Origin of the sequence: Cloacibacterium sp., from assembly GCF_047601505.1 — a bacterium.
Taxonomy (GTDB): Bacteria; Bacteroidota; Bacteroidia; order Flavobacteriales; family Weeksellaceae; genus Cloacibacterium.
The window spans coordinates 1431692-1450853 of record NZ_JASGJD010000001.1; the positions used below are offsets into that span (position 1 = coordinate 1431692).

Annotated in this window: 18 protein-coding genes; 10 read left to right on the plus strand and 8 right to left on the minus strand. The window is 31.6% G+C overall.

Annotation, left to right across the window (positions count from 1 at the left end; translation table 11 throughout):
* Positions 1-24: 24 nt before the first annotated feature.
* The 9 genes from QM746_RS06750 (at position 25) to QM746_RS06790 (ending at position 10067) form a co-directional block, all read left to right on the plus strand.
* Positions 25-915 (plus strand): glycosyltransferase family 2 protein, encoded by an 891-nt coding sequence (locus tag QM746_RS06750; protein ID WP_414983519.1) that lies wholly within the window; start codon positions 25-27, stop codon positions 913-915.
* An 11-nt stretch (positions 916-926) separates the two neighbouring features.
* Positions 927-2606: an amidohydrolase gene (locus QM746_RS06755; RefSeq protein WP_414983520.1), complete on the plus strand. Its 1680-nt coding sequence runs from the start codon at positions 927-929 to the stop codon at positions 2604-2606.
* Positions 2607-2681: 75 nt separating this feature from the next.
* Positions 2682-3809 (plus strand): hypothetical protein, encoded by a 1128-nt coding sequence (locus tag QM746_RS06760; protein ID WP_414983521.1) that lies wholly within the window; start codon positions 2682-2684, stop codon positions 3807-3809.
* Between the two features lie 25 nt (positions 3810-3834).
* A complete protein-coding gene (locus tag QM746_RS06765) occupies positions 3835-4629 on the plus strand; it encodes an FkbM family methyltransferase (RefSeq protein WP_414983522.1) in 795 nt (264 codons plus the stop codon).
* A 128-nt stretch (positions 4630-4757) separates the two neighbouring features.
* Positions 4758-6239 (plus strand): lipopolysaccharide biosynthesis protein, encoded by a 1482-nt coding sequence (locus QM746_RS06770; protein ID WP_414983523.1) that lies wholly within the window; start codon positions 4758-4760, stop codon positions 6237-6239.
* A gap of 87 nt (positions 6240-6326) precedes the next feature.
* Positions 6327-6884, plus strand: a complete 558-nt coding sequence (gene hpt / locus QM746_RS06775; RefSeq protein WP_414983524.1) for a hypoxanthine phosphoribosyltransferase — start codon at positions 6327-6329, stop codon at positions 6882-6884.
* A gap of 90 nt (positions 6885-6974) precedes the next feature.
* A complete protein-coding gene (locus QM746_RS06780; protein ID WP_374365292.1) occupies positions 6975-7553 on the plus strand; it encodes an adenylate kinase in 579 nt (192 codons plus the stop codon).
* Positions 7554-7638: 85 nt separating this feature from the next.
* Positions 7639-8622, plus strand: a complete 984-nt coding sequence (gene obgE, locus QM746_RS06785; RefSeq protein ID WP_414983525.1) for a GTPase ObgE — start codon at positions 7639-7641, stop codon at positions 8620-8622.
* Between the two features lie 194 nt (positions 8623-8816).
* Positions 8817-10067 carry a DEAD/DEAH box helicase gene (locus tag QM746_RS06790; RefSeq protein WP_414983526.1) on the plus strand — a complete coding sequence of 417 codons (1251 nt, stop codon included), beginning with the start codon at positions 8817-8819 and terminating at the stop codon, positions 10065-10067.
* A gap of 83 nt (positions 10068-10150) precedes the next feature.
* Here QM746_RS06790 and QM746_RS06795 read toward each other — a convergent pair whose 3' ends face one another.
* The 8 genes from QM746_RS06795 to QM746_RS06830 form a co-directional block, all read right to left on the minus strand.
* A complete protein-coding gene (locus QM746_RS06795) occupies positions 10151-10915 on the minus strand; it encodes a TatD family hydrolase (RefSeq protein ID WP_414983527.1) in 765 nt (254 codons plus the stop codon).
* 4 nt (positions 10916-10919) lie between these two features.
* Complete coding sequence (locus QM746_RS06800; protein ID WP_414983528.1) at positions 10920-11618, minus strand: SIMPL domain-containing protein; 699 nt, start codon at positions 11616-11618, stop codon at positions 10920-10922.
* A gap of 59 nt (positions 11619-11677) precedes the next feature.
* Positions 11678-12628: a GSCFA domain-containing protein gene (locus QM746_RS06805; RefSeq protein ID WP_414983529.1), complete on the minus strand. Its 951-nt coding sequence runs from the start codon at positions 12626-12628 to the stop codon at positions 11678-11680.
* A 77-nt stretch (positions 12629-12705) separates the two neighbouring features.
* Positions 12706-13677 carry a polyprenyl synthetase family protein gene (locus QM746_RS06810; protein WP_414983530.1) on the minus strand — a complete coding sequence of 324 codons (972 nt, stop codon included), beginning with the start codon at positions 13675-13677 and terminating at the stop codon, positions 12706-12708.
* Between the two features lie 112 nt (positions 13678-13789).
* The gene (locus QM746_RS06815) at positions 13790-14932 is read right to left on the minus strand and encodes an inorganic phosphate transporter (protein WP_414983531.1); all 1143 of its coding nucleotides are present in this window, start codon (positions 14930-14932) and stop codon (positions 13790-13792) included.
* Between the two features lie 33 nt (positions 14933-14965).
* Positions 14966-15604 (minus strand): DUF47 domain-containing protein, encoded by a 639-nt coding sequence (locus QM746_RS06820; RefSeq protein WP_414983532.1) that lies wholly within the window; start codon positions 15602-15604, stop codon positions 14966-14968.
* Positions 15605-15684: 80 nt separating this feature from the next.
* On the minus strand, positions 15685-16398 hold the full coding sequence (locus tag QM746_RS06825) for a DUF2490 domain-containing protein (RefSeq protein WP_414983533.1): 714 nt from the start codon (positions 16396-16398) through the stop codon (positions 15685-15687).
* Between the two features lie 185 nt (positions 16399-16583).
* Positions 16584-18278, minus strand: coding sequence for a DEAD/DEAH box helicase (locus QM746_RS06830; RefSeq protein ID WP_414983534.1), 1695 nt, complete (start codon positions 18276-18278; stop codon positions 16584-16586).
* Positions 18279-18496: 218 nt separating this feature from the next.
* Here QM746_RS06830 and QM746_RS06835 point away from each other — a divergent pair, with 218 nt between their 5' ends.
* Positions 18497-19162 carry a DUF2461 domain-containing protein gene (locus QM746_RS06835; RefSeq protein ID WP_414983535.1) on the plus strand — a complete coding sequence of 222 codons (666 nt, stop codon included), beginning with the start codon at positions 18497-18499 and terminating at the stop codon, positions 19160-19162.

Below are 19162 nucleotides of genomic sequence, written 5' to 3' on the forward strand. Positions count from 1 at the left end.
ATGATAAATTGTTAGATTAATTAGATGAAGTTTTTAATTATCATTCCCGCTCACAACGAAGAAGAAAATATACTTCTGTGTTTAGAATCTCTGAAGAATCAGACGTTTCAAGATTTTAAATGCGTGGTTGTAAACGATGGTTCTACCGATAAAACTCAAGAAATTGCTGAATTGTACAAAGTACAAAGTACAAAGTACAAAGTATTAAATTTAGAGAAATCGGAACATCAACCTGGAGCAAAAGTGGTAAGAACGTTCAACAAAGGTTTGGAAACCGAAAATTTAGAAAATTTTGATGTGGTTTGTAAATTTGATGCTGACATTGTTTTTCCTTCAAATTATTTAGAAAAAGTAAACGAAGTGTACGAGAAAAATCCAAATGCAGGAATGGTTTCGGGTTTGGTTTACATTCGTTCTTCTGTCATTCCGAGGAACGAGGAATCTCATTCTGATTTTTTGAACAAAAATAAAGAATGGACTTTCGAAAATCTTTCTTCTAAAAATCACGTTCGTGGACCAATAAAATCTTACCGAAAAGAATTATTTCTGAAAATGAATGGTTTGAGAGCAGTTCTCGGTTGGGATAATATCGATGTGATGCTTTGCAAAATGCACGGTTTTGAAACGGTAACGATTAAAGAACTTTGGGTAAAACATCTTCGTCCGACTGCTTATAAATACAAAACTCAAAAAGCTGAAAAATTGGGAGAATACTTCTATAATATTGGGCTTAATTTTCCTTTGGCTGCTATTTCTTCGGCAAAATCTTCGTTGAAAAATAAATCTATTTTTGAATTTTTTATCACCATGAAATCATTTTTGAAACAGAAAAATGATAGAATTTTAACGAAAAAAGAAATTGCGTTTATTAGGAATTTACGTTGGAATGAAATGCGTAATAAATTAAAAAATTAAACGGTTAAATAATGAAAAATAAATTAATCATATTATTGCTTCTATTCTTTGGAATTGTTTCCGCACAAAAAAAGGTAGATTTAATTGTTCACAATGCTAGAATTTACACGGTAAATCAGAATTTTGATATTGCAGAAGTTATGGCAATTTCCAAAGGAAAAATTGTAGCAATTGGCGGAAAAGAAATTCTAAAAAAATATACTTCAACTCAAAAAATTGATGCTCAACAAAAACTCATTTATCCAGGTTTTATAGATGCACATTGTCATTTTACAGGTTTTGCAACAGACCGATGGAAATTAGAATTATGGGGAACGAAATCTTGGGAAGAAATTATTGAAAAACTAAAAATTTATGCTAAAACAGCTCCTAAAGAATGGTTGTATGGCAGAAGTTGGGATCAAAACGATTGGACGGTAAAAGAATTTCCTACAAAAGAAAAGTTAGATGAATTGTTTCCAGATCGTCCGGTTTATTTAAAGAGAATAGACGGTCATGCTGCTATTGCCAACCAAAAAGCTTTGGATATTGCAAAAATTACAGTTGATACTAAAATTTCTGGTGGTGAAATAGAACAAAAAAACGGAAAATTGACTGGAATTCTGGGGGATAACGCCATGAATTTGGTAGAGAAAATGATACCCGAAATTGAAGACGATTTAGCCATTAAATATTTCGGGGAATTGCAAAAAGAATGTTTTGCATTTGGATTAACTTCTCTTCACGATTGTGGAATTACAGAACATACTTTGTCGCTTTTAGAAAAATCTCAAAAGCAAAATATTCTGAAAATGAATGTTTTCGCTTTGTTAGAAGACAATCCTAATTATTACGAGAAATGGTTGAAAAAAGGACGATACAACAACGGGAAAATCACAGTTGGAGGTTTTAAAGTTTATGCTGATGGAGCTTTGGGAAGTAGAGGCGCTTGTTTGTTGAGCGATTATCACGATAAACCAAATTGGAGAGGTTTTCTTTTGAGTGATAAAGAGCATTTTGAAAATTTAGCTAAAAAATTGGTTAATAGTGATTTGCAAATGTGTACTCACGCAATTGGAGATTCTGCCAATCGTGAAATTTTAAAAATTTATGCAGATGTTCTGAAAGGTAAAAATGATAAAAGATGGAGAGTAGAACACGCGCAAATTGTAAATCCTGCTGATTTTCAATATTTTGGAAAATACAATATCGTTCCGTCTGTTCAGCCAACTCACGCTACTTCAGACATGTATTGGGCGGAAGAAAGATTGGGAAGTGAGCGCATCAAAACAGCGTATGCTTATCAAGATTTGTTAAAACAAAACGGTTGGATTGCTTTGGGAACCGATTTTCCAGTGGAAGATATTAATCCGTTTAAAACATTTTTAGCGGCAGTTGCCAGAAAAGATGCGCAGAATTATCCTGAAAATGGCTTCCAAAAAGAAAATGCTTTAACAAGAGAACAAACATTGCGTGGAATGACGATTTGGGCTGCAAAATCGGTTTTTCAAGAGAAAGAAAGAGGAAGTTTAGAAGTGGGCAAAAATGCAGATTTTATTATTTTAAGTCAGAATTTAATGACAGTTAACGAAAGAGATATTTTAAAAACACAAGTTTTACAAACTTTTGTTGATGGTAAAAAAGTTCATCAAGAAAATGAGAAGAAGAGAATTTGTTTACCAGTTGAAATTATAGATGATACAAAAAAATAGGAATATTTATTTTGTAGGGACAAGTAGAGACTTGTCAAAAATTTCGAAGGAATTTTATAGAAAAATAGATAAAATTTGAAAAAAATCGCTTACATAGAACTCGATACTCACGCAGAAATTGCGCTAAATTTTATGGAATTAATGAATGATTCCGCTGCATTTTCTGTGGATTATTATTTCAGCGAAAAAATTCTGAGATTCTTCGGCTTCGCTCAGAATGACAAATTGCCTGAAAATATCAAAAAAGCAACTTCAGAAAACCTTATCCAACAACTATCAACCGACAACTATCAACTCATTCTCATCGGAACAGTTCATCGCTATTTCAATGTTTTTGAGAAAATTGCAGAGAAATTTAATACTTCGATTATTTGTCATAATTTGAATTTTGTGAAAGCTTCAAATTTGGATTTGTTGACTTCTATTTTCAAAGAAGATTTTAAATATCGTTTGAAATTATTGTTGAAAGAAGGTTTGTTGAGGAAATCGAATGTTTACAAAAAAGCAAAAAATCTTTTGGTTTTAGATGAGAGTTTAACCAAAGAAAAGTACAGCAATTTACCTCTTTTTTACACCAAATTTTCTGAAAAACCTAAAAATGAAACTTATACTATTGTAATTCCAGGAGCGGTTTCGCAGAAAAGGAGAGACTACAAAAGTGTAATTAAAAAATTAAAGAATTTAGAATTAAATTTTGAGGAAAGTGAGCTCCGTAGGAGCGAAACGTTTGTAGAAAATAGGTTTTCAGAAAAAGGAAGTTCCGAAGGAACGACACAAAAAATACAAGTTATTTTCCTAGGGAAAGCATCTGGAAATGAATTAGAAATGCTTCAAGATTTTGAACAGAATAAACCAGAAAACATTTCCATCAAATATTTCACAGAAAAAGTGCCTCAAAATGTTTTTGATGATTATATGCAAAAAGCCGACATTTTGTGGTGCCCAATTCAACAAGAAACAGAATTTTTTAGCCAAAAAGAAATTTATGGAGTTACCAAAATGAGCGGTAACATTGGTGATGCTATTAAATTTGGAAAATTGGCGATTTTTCCAGAAAATTATCCTTCGAAATATTCTTTTATTATTCCTGAAATTGAAAATATAGAAGAAGCTTTGTTTGTGAAAAAAGAAGTAGATTTTTCAGATTTTAGCAAAGAAAAAGTCTTAAAACAATTAGAAAAAACTATTTTTGCACTGTTGTAAACAATCAAAATCTATCATCCAATCAATGAGCATTTACCATTTTTTAACGGAAATATCTCAATATATCATTCCACAGATTTATAAACAAAGATTTTTTAAAAGACAAATTCAACTTTCCAGAGAAAATATTTTCGAAAGAAAAGTAGAGCCAGAATTGCTTTGGTTAACAGAATTTTTACCGAAAGATGCAGTTTTTATGGATGTTGGTGCTAATGTTGGGCATTTTTTATATCAATTAGAATATCATCTTTTTCCACAAAATATTTATGCTTTTGAACCCAATAAATCTTTGAATAAAAAGTTAAAAAGATTATTCCCGAAAGTGAATCTTTTTTCGGTGGCTTTGTCTGATGAAAATACCGTTGCTGAATTTAAAATTCCTGTTTTGAAAGGCGAAAAAGTGAATTCTAGAGGAACATTGCAGGTAGATTTCCACGAAGAAAATGAAGAAAAATTCGTGATTGAAAAGGTAAAAGTGGTAAAATTAGATGATTTTGAACCTTTAAAAAAATTAGAAAAACTAGATTTCATCAAAATTGATGTAGAAGGAAACGAGATGAAAACGCTTCGTGGTGCTAAAGAAAGTATTTTGAGATTAAAACCTATTTTAATGGTTGAAATGGAACAGCGCCATCATCAGGAAACTCTTTGGAGCTTAATTTCGGAAGTAGAAAGTTGGGGTTTTACCGCTAATTATTTGGATAGAGAAACTTTTGGTTTAAAAAAACTGACAGAAGAATTTATCGCTTCACAAGATGCCATTTTTGTGAAAGATTATAAAAATTACATCAACAATATTATTTTTATTGCAAAATCGTAAAATCGCAAAACTGTTAAATCGTAAAATCGTAAAACTGTTAAAAATTAATTTTCAACTTTACATTTTAACGATTTCACAACTCAACAGCTTTACAATTTTACAAATCAACAACTTAACAACAAAAAAGAATGAGCGTAGTAGCTAGGCAAAGTTTTAAATATTCTATCATTGGGTATCTTGGTTTTTTAGTGGGAATGGTTTCTGCCGTTTTCATTTTCCCAAGAGATTTAGATTATTATGGCAAGTTGCGCTATATTTTGCCCGCAGCACAAATGTACATGACGGTGGTGGTTTTTGGGTTGTCTTTTTCTAACGTTTATTTTTTTGGGAAGTTAAAAGAAGTAAATAAGCAACAGAATTTTCTGTCTTGGTCTTTGCTTCTCGTTACGATAAATTTTGTGTTTTTTACGGCGATTTTTTTTGCAGTTTTTTACTTTTTTCCGAGTCTTAAAGAGGATTCTAAGCTCTGGAGTTTAAGAAAAGTGATTGTTCCGCTTATATTGGTTTTATCACTTTCTTCGGTGTTTAATAAATATGTTTCCAATTTCAAAAGGATTGTTGTTCCCAATATTTTTGAGAATTTATTCCCGAAAATTGCCAATTTACTAGCTTTTGGATTGTTTGTCTTTGTAGATGTTGAAAGTATTTCTTTCGTGGTATTTTTTGTGGTTTTTCTGTTGAGTTTTTTCGGGTATATTTTTTATACCAACAAATTAGAGAAAATAAAATTAGATTTTAATACAGATTTTCTTAAAGAAAATAGTTTTTGGAAGGAAGTTTTCAGTTATAGTTTTTATGGATTTTTGGGGAATTTGGGCAGTGTTTTGGCGCTCAATATTTCTAGTTATATGATTAGCGAATATTTATCTTTCGAAGAAAACGGTGTGTATAGTACTATATATTCAATTGTTCAGCTTATCAGTATTCCTGCAATGGGTTTATATAATATTTCTGCACCAATAATTAGCAAACATTTTGCACAGCGAACCATCAAAGAACTCGATGTTTACTACAAAAAAACATCTTTGAGTTTATTTTTCTTAGGTCTCGTTTTATTTTCTTGTATAGCTGTTGGTTATCCTTTTCTTACCGAATTTATGCCAAAAGCAGGAAAATCTTTATTAGAAGCACAACCTCTTATTTGGGTAATTGGTTTTGCATTGCTTTTCGAATTGGCAACAGGTTTCAACGGACATATTATTTCGATGTCAAAATATTACCGTTTCAATATTTATGTAATGCTTTTTTTGGCGGTGCTTACAACGGTTCTTAATTTGTTTTTTATTAGAAATACAAGTTTAGGAATATTAGGAATTTCTATTTCTTATGCCATTTCGCTTACGTGTTTTAATTTAGCAAAAATTGGTTTCAACTATTATAAATTTAAAGTTTCGCCATTTACAATAGAAATGCTTTACAGCGTTATATTGGCTACTTTGGCAATTTCTGTGGCGATTATTTTACCAGATTTTAGTTATCATTTCATCAATTTGGTGTACAAACCAGCATTGGTTTTAATTATTTTTTTCGTGGGAAATCATTTTATGAAAATTTATCCTTTAGAAAAATATCTCAACAAAGAATTTTTTAAATCTATTTTGAAATTCTAAGTTGGTTTTTCAAAAACATATACCATTTAACCACTTTTACCTTAAAAATTTATAAAAAAAGCTTAAATTTGTGCTTTAGAATTAATTATGGAAAGTATAAAAATTCACGACAAAACTTTCGTTCCTTATCTTAAGCACGACGAACTTCAAGAAGTTATTAAAGATTTAGCCCTAAAAGTTTATGAAGATTACAAAGATGAAGTTCCTATTTTTGTAGGAGTTCTAAATGGTGTAATTATGTTCTTCGCAGACTTTTTGAAACATTATCCAGGTAGATGCGAAGTCGCATTTTTGCAGGTTTCTTCATATCACGGTGGTTTACAATCTACAGGTATTGTTTATAAAAAAATGGACCTTACCAAAGATGTGGAAGGCAGACATATTATCCTGATGGAAGATATTGTAGATACAGGAAACACTTTAGAAAGTCTTTTCGAATATTTTAAAAATACACAACGTCCTCAATCTCTTAAAGTGGCTACACTTCTTATGAAACCAGATGTTTTCAAAGATAGATTCCCAATAGATTATGTGGCTAAAGAAATTCCTAATAAATTTGTATTGGGTTACGGACTAGATTATGATGAATTGGGAAGAAATCTCCCAGATTTGTACCAACTAGAAGAAGGTAGAATTAATCATTAATATTTTACTAAAAAATAATTTTATTTGATTTGTTTTTTGAGTTAAATCTCAAATCTCAAATCTCAAATCTCAAATCTCAAATCTATAAAAATGATAAACATCGTTCTGTTCGGGCCTCCAGGAAGTGGTAAAGGGACCCAAGCTCAAAACCTTATCGAAAAATTCAATCTAAAACAAATTTCTACAGGAGATTTATTCCGTTATAACATGAAAAATGATACGGAATTAGGGAAATTAGCAAAATCTTTTATAGACAAAGGACAATTAGTTCCAGACCAAGTAACTATTGATATGCTAATAGATGAAGTGAAAAAGCCAACCGATGCTTCAGGATTTATTTTTGATGGTTTCCCTAGAACTGCTGTTCAGACAGACGCTCTAGAAGGAATTGTAAAAGATGTTTTGAATGATAATATAGACGTTTGCTTATCTCTAGTTGTAGAAGACGAAATTTTAGTAAAAAGATTACTAAAACGTGGCGAAACAAGCGGTAGAGCAGACGATAGTAACGAAAACGTAATTAGAGCAAGAATTACAGAATACTACGCCAAAACTGCTGAAGTAGCAGAACTTTACAAGCAACAAGGAAAATATGTAGAGATAAATGGAGTAGGAGAAATCGCTGAGATTTCAGAAAAACTCTTCGCAGAAGTAGAAAAAATAAAATAGATTTTTAGGCAATAGGATTTAGGAAATAGCATTAAATTTCAAAAAAACTGAATCCTAAATCCTAACCCCTAAATTCTTATAAAACATGAGCAATTTTGTAGATTACGTAAAAATACATTGTAAATCTGGACACGGTGGTGCTGGTTCTGCACACCTCCGTAGAGAAAAATATATCCCAAAAGGTGGTCCTGATGGAGGTGATGGCGGTAGAGGCGGTCACGTAATTATGAGAGGTAATGCACAAGAATGGACATTGCTTCCGCTTCGTTACACGCGTCACGTAAAAGCAGAAAGGGGTGAAAATGGTGGTAAAAACCAATTAACAGGAGCTTTTGGAGCGGATGTTTACATTAATGTTCCTGTGGGTACAATTGCCAAAAATGAAGATGGAGAAATAATTGGAGAAATTTTAGAAGACGGACAAGAAATCATCATTATGAAAGGCGGAATGGGCGGATTAGGAAACGAAAATTTCAAATCTTCTACTAACCAAACTCCTCGTTATGCGCAACCAGGTATGCCTGGCGAAGAAGGTTATGTGGTTTTCGAACTGAAAATCTTGGCAGATGTTGGTTTAGTAGGTTTTCCTAATGCAGGTAAATCTACGCTTTTATCGGCTGTTTCTGCTGCAAAACCTAAAATTGCAGATTACGCATTTACTACTCTTACTCCAAATCTTGGGATTGTAGAATACAGAAATTATAAATCTTTTGTGATGGCAGATATTCCAGGAATTATTGAAGGAGCTGCCGAAGGAAAAGGTCTCGGGCATCGTTTTTTACGTCATATCGAAAGAAATTCTATTTTACTTTTTATGATTCCTGCAGATTCTCCAGACCATATAAAAGAGTATAATATTCTGATTAAAGAACTAGAAGAGTATAATCCTGAATTAACAGATAAGGATATTATCATCAGTGTTTCAAAGTCAGATTTATTAGATGATGAATTGAAGAAAGAAATTTCAGATCAATTTCCAGAAAATAAAAAACCACTTTTTTTCTCTGGAGTTACCCAAGAAGGATTGGTAGAATTAAAGGATATCATCTGGAAAAAATTACACGGATAAAAATACAAAGCGTTCAAATTTTGAGCGCTTTTTTTGATTTATTTCTAAAAACCTATCTTTGCCAAATTATTCGCGGCATTCTTTAGCCAAAGTATTTATACTTTTTTAAAATTCTGTAAATTTTCGCAGATTTTTTGCTCTAAAAATGTTGAAGTAAACTGCTTCGCCCGCACTCATTTTTTAAATTTTAAAATTTGTTATTTACAGACTTAAAAATCATTAAGCCCATTCTTGATGCGCTTAACAAAGAAGGTTACGAAAAACCAACTCCTATCCAAGCGCAAGCTATTCCGCATCTTTTAGAAAGGAAAGATTTATTGGGAACTGCACAAACAGGAACAGGAAAAACGGCAGCTTTTGCCATCCCAATTTTACAGAATCTTCATCATCAAAATACAAAAAATCATCAAATAAAAGCTTTAATTCTTACACCAACCAGAGAATTAGCAATTCAGATTGAAGAAAGTTTTCATGCTTATGGTAGATTTCTTCCACTTAAAACGTTAGTTATTTTTGGAGGGGTAAAACAAGGCGCACAAGAACAAGCCTTGAAAAAAGGAGTTGACATTTTGGTGGCAACGCCCGGTAGATTGTTAGATTTTATCAATCAAGGAATAATTTCGCTTAGAAATTTAGAAATTTTTGTTTTAGATGAAGCTGATAGAATGCTCGATATGGGTTTTGTGCATGATGTGAAAAGAGTAGTAAAATTACTTCCACAGAAAAGGCAGACTTTATTTTTCTCTGCAACTTTTTCTAAGGAAATTCAAGAGTTGGCAAATTCTATGCTCAGAAAACCTGTAAAAGTAGAAGTTGCGCCAGTTTCTTCTACAGCAGATACCATTAATCAATCTATTTATTTTGTAGAAAAAGATGATAAATTAGATTTATTAATTCACATTCTTCAAGATGAAAAACTAGACCAAGTTTTGGTTTTTGCCAGAACGAAACACGGTTCTGATAAAATTGCCAGAAAGCTCCAAAAAACGAATATTTCGGCTGAAGCAATTCATGGGAATAAATCTCAAAATGCTAGACAAAATGCGCTCAATAATTTTAAAAATAAGAGGACGAGAGTTTTGGTGGCAACAGATATTGCAGCACGAGGAATTGATATTGATGATTTAAAATATGTGATTAATTTTGAACTTTCAGACGTTTCAGAGACTTATGTTCACAGAATTGGTAGAACGGGAAGAGCGGGAGCTGAAGGTAATTCTATTTCGTTTGTAGATGGTTTGGATTTGGTAAATTTGAAAAATACTGAGAAATTAATTGGTAAAAAAATTCCGGTAGTGAAATCTCATCCTTATCATACAGATAATTTGGTAGAGCAAAAAAGAGATTCTAATAACAAACCTTTCACACCGAAACCAAAGCCTCAGAAGAAAGAAGATGTTAGTTTTAGAAAACCGAAAAAAAAGGTGTTTTATAGAAAGAAATAAATTTTCGCGCAAAAATTTTTTATAAAAAGACCGTAATGAGATTCATTGCGGTCTTTGCTATTCTTCTCTGTATTTGCATGAAATTACTTCCCAAAAATTTTATGAGCATTTTCAGTTGTAATTCTATCAATTTCTGCAAAATCTTTATTGTAGATATTTACTAATTTCCCAACTACCAAATCTAAATAAGAACTTTCGTTGCGTTTTCCGCGGTGTGGAACTGGTGCCAAATAAGGCGAATCTGTTTCCAGAACTATTTTTTCTAAAGGAATTTCGTGGAAAAATTGGTCTATTTTACCATTTTTGAAAGTGACAACTCCACCAATTCCTAAGATAAAGTTCAAATCGATGGCATGTTTTGCTTGTTCTAAATTTCCAGAAAAACAATGGAAAATTCCTCGTAATTTTGGATGTTTTTTTCTTTCTAAAACCTCAAAAGTTTCATCAAAACTTTCTCTGGTGTGTATTACGATTGGCACATCATACATTGTAGCCATATCTATTTGTTTTTCAAAGGCTTTTATTTGAATGTCTAGTGTAGATTTATCCCAAAATAAATCAATACCAATTTCGCCAATTGCAGGAAAAGGTCTTTCTTTCAAATAATTTTCTACAATTTCTAATTCTTTTTCCCAAGTTTCTGGCTTTACATAGCAAGGATGTAATCCCATCATTGCGAAAATTTTATCAGGATATTGCGTTTCTAAATCTATCATTTTTTGATGAGATTCCGAATCAATGGCAGGAAGATAAAACTCTGTTACGCCTTTGTTTATAGCTCTTTGAAGCATTTCAGAAAAATCATTATCAAATTCTTCTGAGTAGAGATGTGCATGTGTGTCAATCATTTTTTTATTCTAGTTTGAAATTCGCAGATAAGCTGGCAGAAAATCCTATTTTTCTGAAATTCAAATCTGCAGGTTCAAATTCTTCTTTTTGTTTTTGAGAGTTGTAACCAAAGGAAGTGTTCAAAAAGAGATTAGGATTTGTTTGTAATGTTACTTTTAAATCTGAAATAAATATAGCATTGCCAGCTTTTTGTCCGATAGCATTTGCTATGTTGTTGACATTCTTTTTTGCTTTTATAATGGCTCTTTTTTTTAGATCTGCCAAAATTTTTTCTTGTTGAGAATGTTGAGTTTTTAGAAGTTGAATATTAGCGATTTCCTCTTTTTCTAATTCTTGAATTACTTTTCCAGCAGTTAATCCATCAAAAACCAATAAATCATAAGATTTAGTTTTCATTACATCTGTAGATTTTAAGACATATTTTTTATATCCACTTTCTAAATCATTTAGTAAGAGTTGTTTATTAGTATCTATTCCTAAGTTTTTAAGTTTTTGAACCATTGTGTTTTCTAATTCTTCTACAGATTTTTTGTTTTTGGTGTCGTTTTCAGAAATAGTAATTTTAAGATAAATTCTATCAGGAATAACCAAAGTGTCAGCTTCTGCAGAAGTTTCTAAATAAGGTTGGTCTATAAAATTTTTAGATTGGGAAAAGGTGAAATTCACTATTAATACAGCGATGATTGTAATGAAATTTTTCATAATAATAAATGTTTAATTTCTTTTATAGATGGTTATTTTTGGTTTTTAGTTGGAAACATTCAAAAAATTTTATGTTTTACTTTACTTTGTTGGATTTTAATTTTTTCTTGTAATTTTTCTAAAAACTCTTTGTGTTTTGGCGAGTTATCATCATTTGGGCGGTGTTCTAAAGAAGCTTTTATTTTATAATTTTCGTTGATAAATTCTTTTACTTCTTTAGAAAAATAAGCATTTCCGAATTTTTCCCAAATATATTGAATTGCTTGACTGTTTGGGTGAATTAAATCTTCTTTGTAAAACCTATAATCTCGCAAATCATCCATCAAAACTTCATAAATAGGGAGATAATGGCAGTTTTCAAACTTTGGTAAAACTTCGTGAATTGCACAAATAAGTTTTGCTTTGCTCAGTTGGTTTTCTATCATGCCATCTTTGGAATGGCGAACCGGTGAAATGGTGAATAAAATTTGGACATCTTCTTCGCAAATATCTTTAATTAATTCTATGGTTTCGGTAATAGAAAATCTTATCTCTTCATCTGTAAGAAACCTTTTATTAAAGAACTTTTGAGGAATTTTGTGGCAATTGGCAACCAATTGTTTTTTAGGTAAAAATTCATAAATATAAGAAGTTCCGTAGGTGATAAGAACCCAATTGGTTTTTTGTAGAAACTGATTGCCAATTTCTATATTCTGGTTGATTTTTTCTAACGTTTTGTGAGCATAATTGCTGTTGAATGAAGTGTGATGTTGTAGAGAAATATACTTTTCGTTGTATAAAATTAAATCTTCGTTTTTATAAATTTTAAAATCGTGAAGGTTTTTAATTACATTTTTGATGGAATAAGGATTGAAAATAGTACCAAAAGGATTGCAAAGCGTTTGCATTTGTCCGTTTTGTAATTTTTCGCTCATTTCGGCAGAAAAGCAAGAACCGACAGAAAAAATTCGGTCGGTTAATGTTATTTTATTGTCAGAATTTTTAAATTCTATTTCTGTTCTGAATTTCATTTTTTAATCTTGAAAAAACTTGAAACTGAATGGCTAAATCATCTTTAAAATGAATTTAGATTTTAAAATTATCAGTTTTATGATTCTCTTTTTAGTAAATAGCTTGCCAGTTCTTTGAAAGGTTTTTTCTTTTCTTCGGGTAAGTTAATTTTGTTTAAATAATCGTGACCAATTTCGTTGTGCTTGTGGATAAGTCTAAGTACTTTTTCATCTACTTTGGCTCTTCTGAATATTTTTTCAACACTGTAAACTTTATCTACATTTTCGGTTTTTTTAGAATACCAAAAATTAAGTTCTTTTTTCTCTTCTTCGGTTGCATGTTCCATCGCAAGAAGATAAAGAATGGTTTTTTTGTTCTCGAAAATATCTCCTGCGTGTTTTTTTCCGAATTGTTCTACGTTCCCGAAAACATCCAAATAATCATCCATAATTTGAAAAGCAATACCAATGTGTTTGCCAAAATTGTAAAGATGATCTGCGTCTTCTTCTTTAGCACCCGCAATTAAAGCTCCAATTTTGAAAGAAGCAGCGCTTAAAACGCCTGTTTTATTGGTAATCATTTCAATGTAATCGTTGTATGTTACATCTTCTTTTGTTTCAAAATTTACGTCCATTTGTTGTCCTTCGCAAAGAACAGCACCTGTATCAGAAAATATTTGAATACATTTTTTGAATAATTCTGCTTCTAAATCCTCAAAAAATTGATAAGCTTTAATAAGAAGAGCATCTCCAGAAAGAATTCCAACGTTTATACCGTGTAAGGTGTGTATGGTAGGATTATTTCTTCTAAGTGGAGCTTCGTCCATAATATCATCATGTATTAATGTGAAATTATGAAAAAATTCTATTGCTAGAGCTGGTTTTATTGCTTTTTCGGTGTTTCCGTTAAAAAGGTCGCAAGCCATAAGAACCATAATAGGTCTTAGTCTTTTACCTGCATTTCCAATGATGTAATTCATTGGTTCATAAAGCTCTGAAGGTTTATTTTTGAAGATGTGTTTTTCTATTGCTTTGGCAACTATCTGCTGATAATTTTCTAAAAAATTCATATAAAATGGTTTTGTACAAAAATAAGAATTTTGAGTGAGAGAGTTTACTATTTATAAACAAAAAACTTTGCTATTGATAGCAAAGTTTTAGGAGTTGATTATTTTATAAAATTTATTTTATAAAGGTTACAAGTAGATAAGTAAGTCCTGCTACTACTGCGCTTACAGGTATTGTAAGTACCCAAGCCCAAAGAAGACTTACGGTAATTCCCCATCTTACGGCAGATATTCTTTTGGTAAGTCCAACACCAATAATAGAACCTGTAATAGTATGAGTGGTAGAAACCGGAATACCTAAGTGTTCTGTTAAGAATAAAGTGATAGCTCCAGCGGTTTCGGCACTTACACCTTCTAATGGAGTTACTTTTGTAATTCTTGTACCCATTGTTTTTACAATTTTCCAACCTCCGCTCATTGTACCTAAAGCGATTGCTAAGAATGAAGCGAATGGTACCCAAACATAATGCGTTACGAAATAAGAAAATCTTTCTTTAGATTCTAGCGCAAGATAAATAGGGTCGTGTAATGTTTGTACGTGATGATAGATAATTGCTGCACCAATAATTCCCATTACTTTTTGAGCATCATTAGTACCATGTCCTAAACTAAATAAAGCGGAAGAAAATAATTGTAATTTCTTGAAAACTCTATCAGATTTGTGAGGATTAGATTTTCTACTCACAAAGACAATGATTAAAGTAATGATTACCGAAATAACCATACCAATAATTGGAGCCAAAAAGATGAACAAAAATATTGGGATTACTTTATCGTATTTTACCACATCTAACGATAATAAATTCTTGAAGGCTTGCATAAGATTATGTGCAAAACCAGCATCTGGATGAACACCACTGATAAGGGTGTATTGTGTTACCAAAGCATGCATAAGAGCTGCTCCCATAAAACCTCCAATCAAAGTATGAGAAGATGAAGAAGGGATGCCGAACCACCAAGTTAATAAATTCCAGATGATTGCAGCGATAAGACCTGCGAGAATAACTTCAAGGTTAATGAAATCTTCGTTTACAGATTTTGCTATGGTATTACCAATTCTAAATTCTCCAATAATGTAAAGTGCTGTAAAAAATGCAGCAAAATTCCATAAAGCAGCCCACAATACTGCCTGAAAAGGAGTTAAAACTTTTGTGGAAACGATGGTAGCAATAGAGTTTGCGGCATCGTGAAAACCGTTAATAAAATCAAATACTAATGCTAACGCAATAATAATGATTAATAATATAGGTAAATCCATTCTAAATTAATAATTTGGTTATTGAAAAATAGATTACGCGTATTTAATCACTATATTTTCAATAGTATTTGCTACATCTTCAGCTTTATCAGTTACTGTTTCTAAGTATTCTAAAACTGATTTTACTTTGATAATTTTGATAGGGTCGTTGCTTTCAAAAACAGACAATATTCCTTGGCTTAGTACTTCGTCTGCAATATTTTCGAAAGAGTTTACTTTAATACAAGCCTCTTTTACCTCAGCAGGATTTTTAAATTCTTTTAGGTTTTTGATGGCATTTTGAATTTCTAAACAAGATTTGTAAATCAATAACGAAAACTCAGAATATTCTTTTACTTCTGGGCTTTTGTAAAGGTAAATGTATTTTGCAGAAGCATAGATGTAATCTGCAATGTCATCTAATCCTGAAGTTAGAAGATTGATGTCTTCTCTATCAAATGGGGTAATGAAGTTTTCTCCAAGTTGAACAAAAATTTCGTGAGTTAAATCATCCAATTCGTGCTCATAATCGCTCATTTTGTTTAATAAAGTCTCGTCATTTAAATCGAATTCTTTAATTCCGTCGTGGAATTCTTTTGACATTTCTACTAGCTTTTGTGCTACTTTTTCAAATAATACAAAGAAAATTTTGTCTTTAGGTTGAAACGCTCTAAATATGTTTCCAATTCCCATATTTTTATGATTTTAAATTATTGCAAATTTCTTAAAAAAAACGCTATATTTTTATGAAATATTATTAAGTTTTATTAACATTAATCCGCTACTGGGATTTGGTGCATTTCATTATATTTTAGCCTATCGAAAGTGAAGTTCAAAGCGAAATATAGGAAGTGTAGGCTTCTGTTTCCGCTGTTTGCAAATTCTCTTTGCCACATATAGCCCATATTTGCACCAATATAATCATTCAATTGATAACCAAATCCGCCAAAAAGTCTGTTTCTTTTAAAATTTGGGGCATTCGGGCCTGCGAAAACTTCTTCAAATGCATTAAGGAAAAACGTGTTAGGCTCTATTTTGTCCTTGTTCAAAGGTAATGTTAATGCCATTCTGTATCGAAATCTGGAAGTGTTATCTGCCAAACCAGATTGAGGAAAATAAAAAAATCTTTTTTCGGCTCTTAATCTATGGTCTATTTTTAGTTTACTTATTTTTTGTGAAAAGATATATTGTAACCAAATTCTAAATTCTTCTTGGTAAAATTTAGATTCTTTGTAAGTTCCATATCTTCCTATCCCAATAAAAGGTTGGTTGTTTTTGTCTATATTATAGCCAATTCCACCTTTTACTTCGTAATAATCGGGTTTAGAAAATTCTTCTATTGCCCTGTCTTGTAACTCTATATAAGCCATCCATTTTTTATCGTGTTTATAGGTAAAAGATACCATATTAAAGCTAGATAAATGCTCATCTGTTTGTGCAGAAGCAAAATAGCCAATTAGGATAAATAGAATTAATAATTTTTTCACAATTAGTTAAAAATGTTGGCAAATATATTTAAACTTATCAATGCGAATATTAACGCAATGTTAAGTTTCTACAAAGATAAAATTTATCATGAAAATAAAATTTCTTTATTTTTTGTTTTGAAATTTAAATAAAAAAAACAGCGAAAATAATTCCGCTGTTTTGTAATAATATTTTTAATGGAAGATTAGTTTGCCACTTCGGCTCTCATATCTTTTCCTTTAAATTTCTGACTAGCAATGCCTTTTAGAACTTCTTCTTTGAAAGATTTATCAACCTCGAAGAAGGAGAATTTTTCTAAAATTTCTATATCGCCAATGTCTGCACGTTTTTTAGATTTAGAAGTCGCTTTGTTGATGATTTCTAACATATCCATTTTCTTCAATTGGTCTCTTTTACCAAGGTTAAAGAAAAATCTGGTCATGTTTTCATTATTTCTGCGTTTTCCACCTCCTTTTCTGTCTCTATCTCTGTCGCGGTCTCTTCCTCCTCTGTCTCTGTCTCTGTCTCTATCTCTACCACGTTCTCTTCTGCTACCAGGGATGTCTCTTTCGTTAGAAAGTCTCATTTCCTGCAAGTCATTTCTATCTTTATAGTAAAGAGCTAAATCTTTTAATTGGAATTGCAATAATTGATGCACCAATTCTTCTTTAGTGAAGTTTGATAAATCTGGAATTAAATTGCTGTCAAATTCAAAGAAATTATCGTGTTCTGTAAATAATTTTTCGAAAACACCTCCCACTTGAGCCTTGATAATATCATTACCTGTAGGGATTTTTTTCTCAACAATATCAATTTTAGTTTCAGATTTTATTTGTCTTAATTTTCTAGTTTCTTCAGGCTTAATTAATGCCATAGAAATACCGTCTTTACCAGCTCTACCTGTTCTACCACTTCTGTGTACAAAAACTTCTGGGTCATCTGGAAGAGAGTAATGAATAACGTGCGTAAGAGCATCTACATCTAAACCTCTAGCTGCAACGTCTGTTGCTACCAAAATGTCGATGTTTTTTAAACGGAATTTTTTCATTACCGTATCTCTTTGCGCCTGAGACAAATCTCCGTGAAGTGCATCTGCTGCATAAGCGTTTTGCATTAAGAAATCTGCAACTTCCTGAGTTTCCATTCTGGTTCTACAGAAAATAATAGAATATTGATTTGGGTTAGCATCCAATAATCTTTTTAAAGCTTCTTTCTTTTGTCTGTAACTTACCACATAATATTCGTGGGTAATGTTTTTCTTTACCGCATTAATGCTTCCTACAGAAATTCTGTGTGGGTTGGTAAGGTAATTTTTAGAAATACGTTCTACTTCTTTGCTCATGGTAGCAGAGAAAAGTAGCGTTTGCTTTTCTGAAGGAGTTTCGCTAAGGATGGTTTCCAAATCATCTTTGAAACCCATAGAAAGCATTTCATCAGCTTCGTCTAAAACAAGCCAATGAATTTCTGAAAAATCTAAAGCTTTTCTACCAATCAAATCTATTACACGCCCTGGAGTTCCTACAATAATTTGAGGTTTTTCTCTTAGAGAACGAATTTGTTCAGTAATGCTGCTTCCTCCGTAAACTGCGGTAGTTTTTACGTTGTGAAGGTATTTTGTATAGTTTTTAATGTCTTTGGTAATCTGAAGGCAAAGTTCACGAGTAGGGCAAAGCACTAATAACTGGATTTTACGACTGGTGTCGTCTATCATATCCAGAATCGGAAGCGAAAATGCTGCTGTTTTGCCTGTTCCTGTTGCCGCAAGTGCGATAAGATCGCGAATATCCGAAAGGATAAAAGGAATAGTCTGTTTCTGGATTTCTGTCGGCTGTTCGTAGCCGAGGTCGCCAATTGCCTTGAGAATATCAGGGCCTAAATTGGACTCCGTAAATAAATTCATTTAAAGATCGTCTATTAATTAAGCGGCAAAGATAGTGATTTTATTTTTAATAATAAATTTTATTTTTTTTTGAGAATTTTGAAATTTTGCTTGACGATGGATGATGGATGATGGATGGGGAAATAGATAAATGTTCAAAATTTTGCTTTGTAAGAGAAAAGATTTGTTTTTAACTAGAGCTTTATAGGAGCGAAAGGTTTGTAAGAAATTTATTAATTTTGAAAAAAACATTTGATATGCAATCATCAACCCTTCAGTTTTTAAGAACTTTAGAGAAAAATAATAACAGAGAATGGTTTAACGAAAATAAAACCACTTACCAAGAAGCGCAACAAGATGTAATTTCTTTTGTTGAAAAATTAATTGAAGAAATGGTAGTTTTCGATGAAGAAATTGGGAAAGCAGATGCTAAAAAATCACTTTTTAGGATTTATAGAGATACTCGTTTTTCTAAAGATAAATCGCCTTACAAAACCAATTTCGGAGCCAGTTTGGGGATGGGGAAAGGGAGCCAAAAAGCAGGATATTATTTGCATATAGAACCCGGTAAATCTTTTTTAGCTGGCGGAATTTATATGCCAGAATCTTCGGTTTTGAAAGAGATTAGAAAAGAAATCTCTGCCTTTGGAGAAGAATTTTTAACGATAGTTGAAAAAGACGAATTCAGGAATTATTTTAGAGGTTTAAGTGTAGAAGATAAATTGAAAAAAGTGCCTCAAGGTTTTGAAAAAGACGATAAAATGGCAGAATTTTTAAAACTTAAACATTACATCGTAACTCATCCCGTTTCAGACGAACAATTGCTTAATGAGAATGCAGCAAAAGAATTTGCGAAAATTTATAAAGCCATGAAACCGCTTAATGACTTTTTAAACGCCATTTAA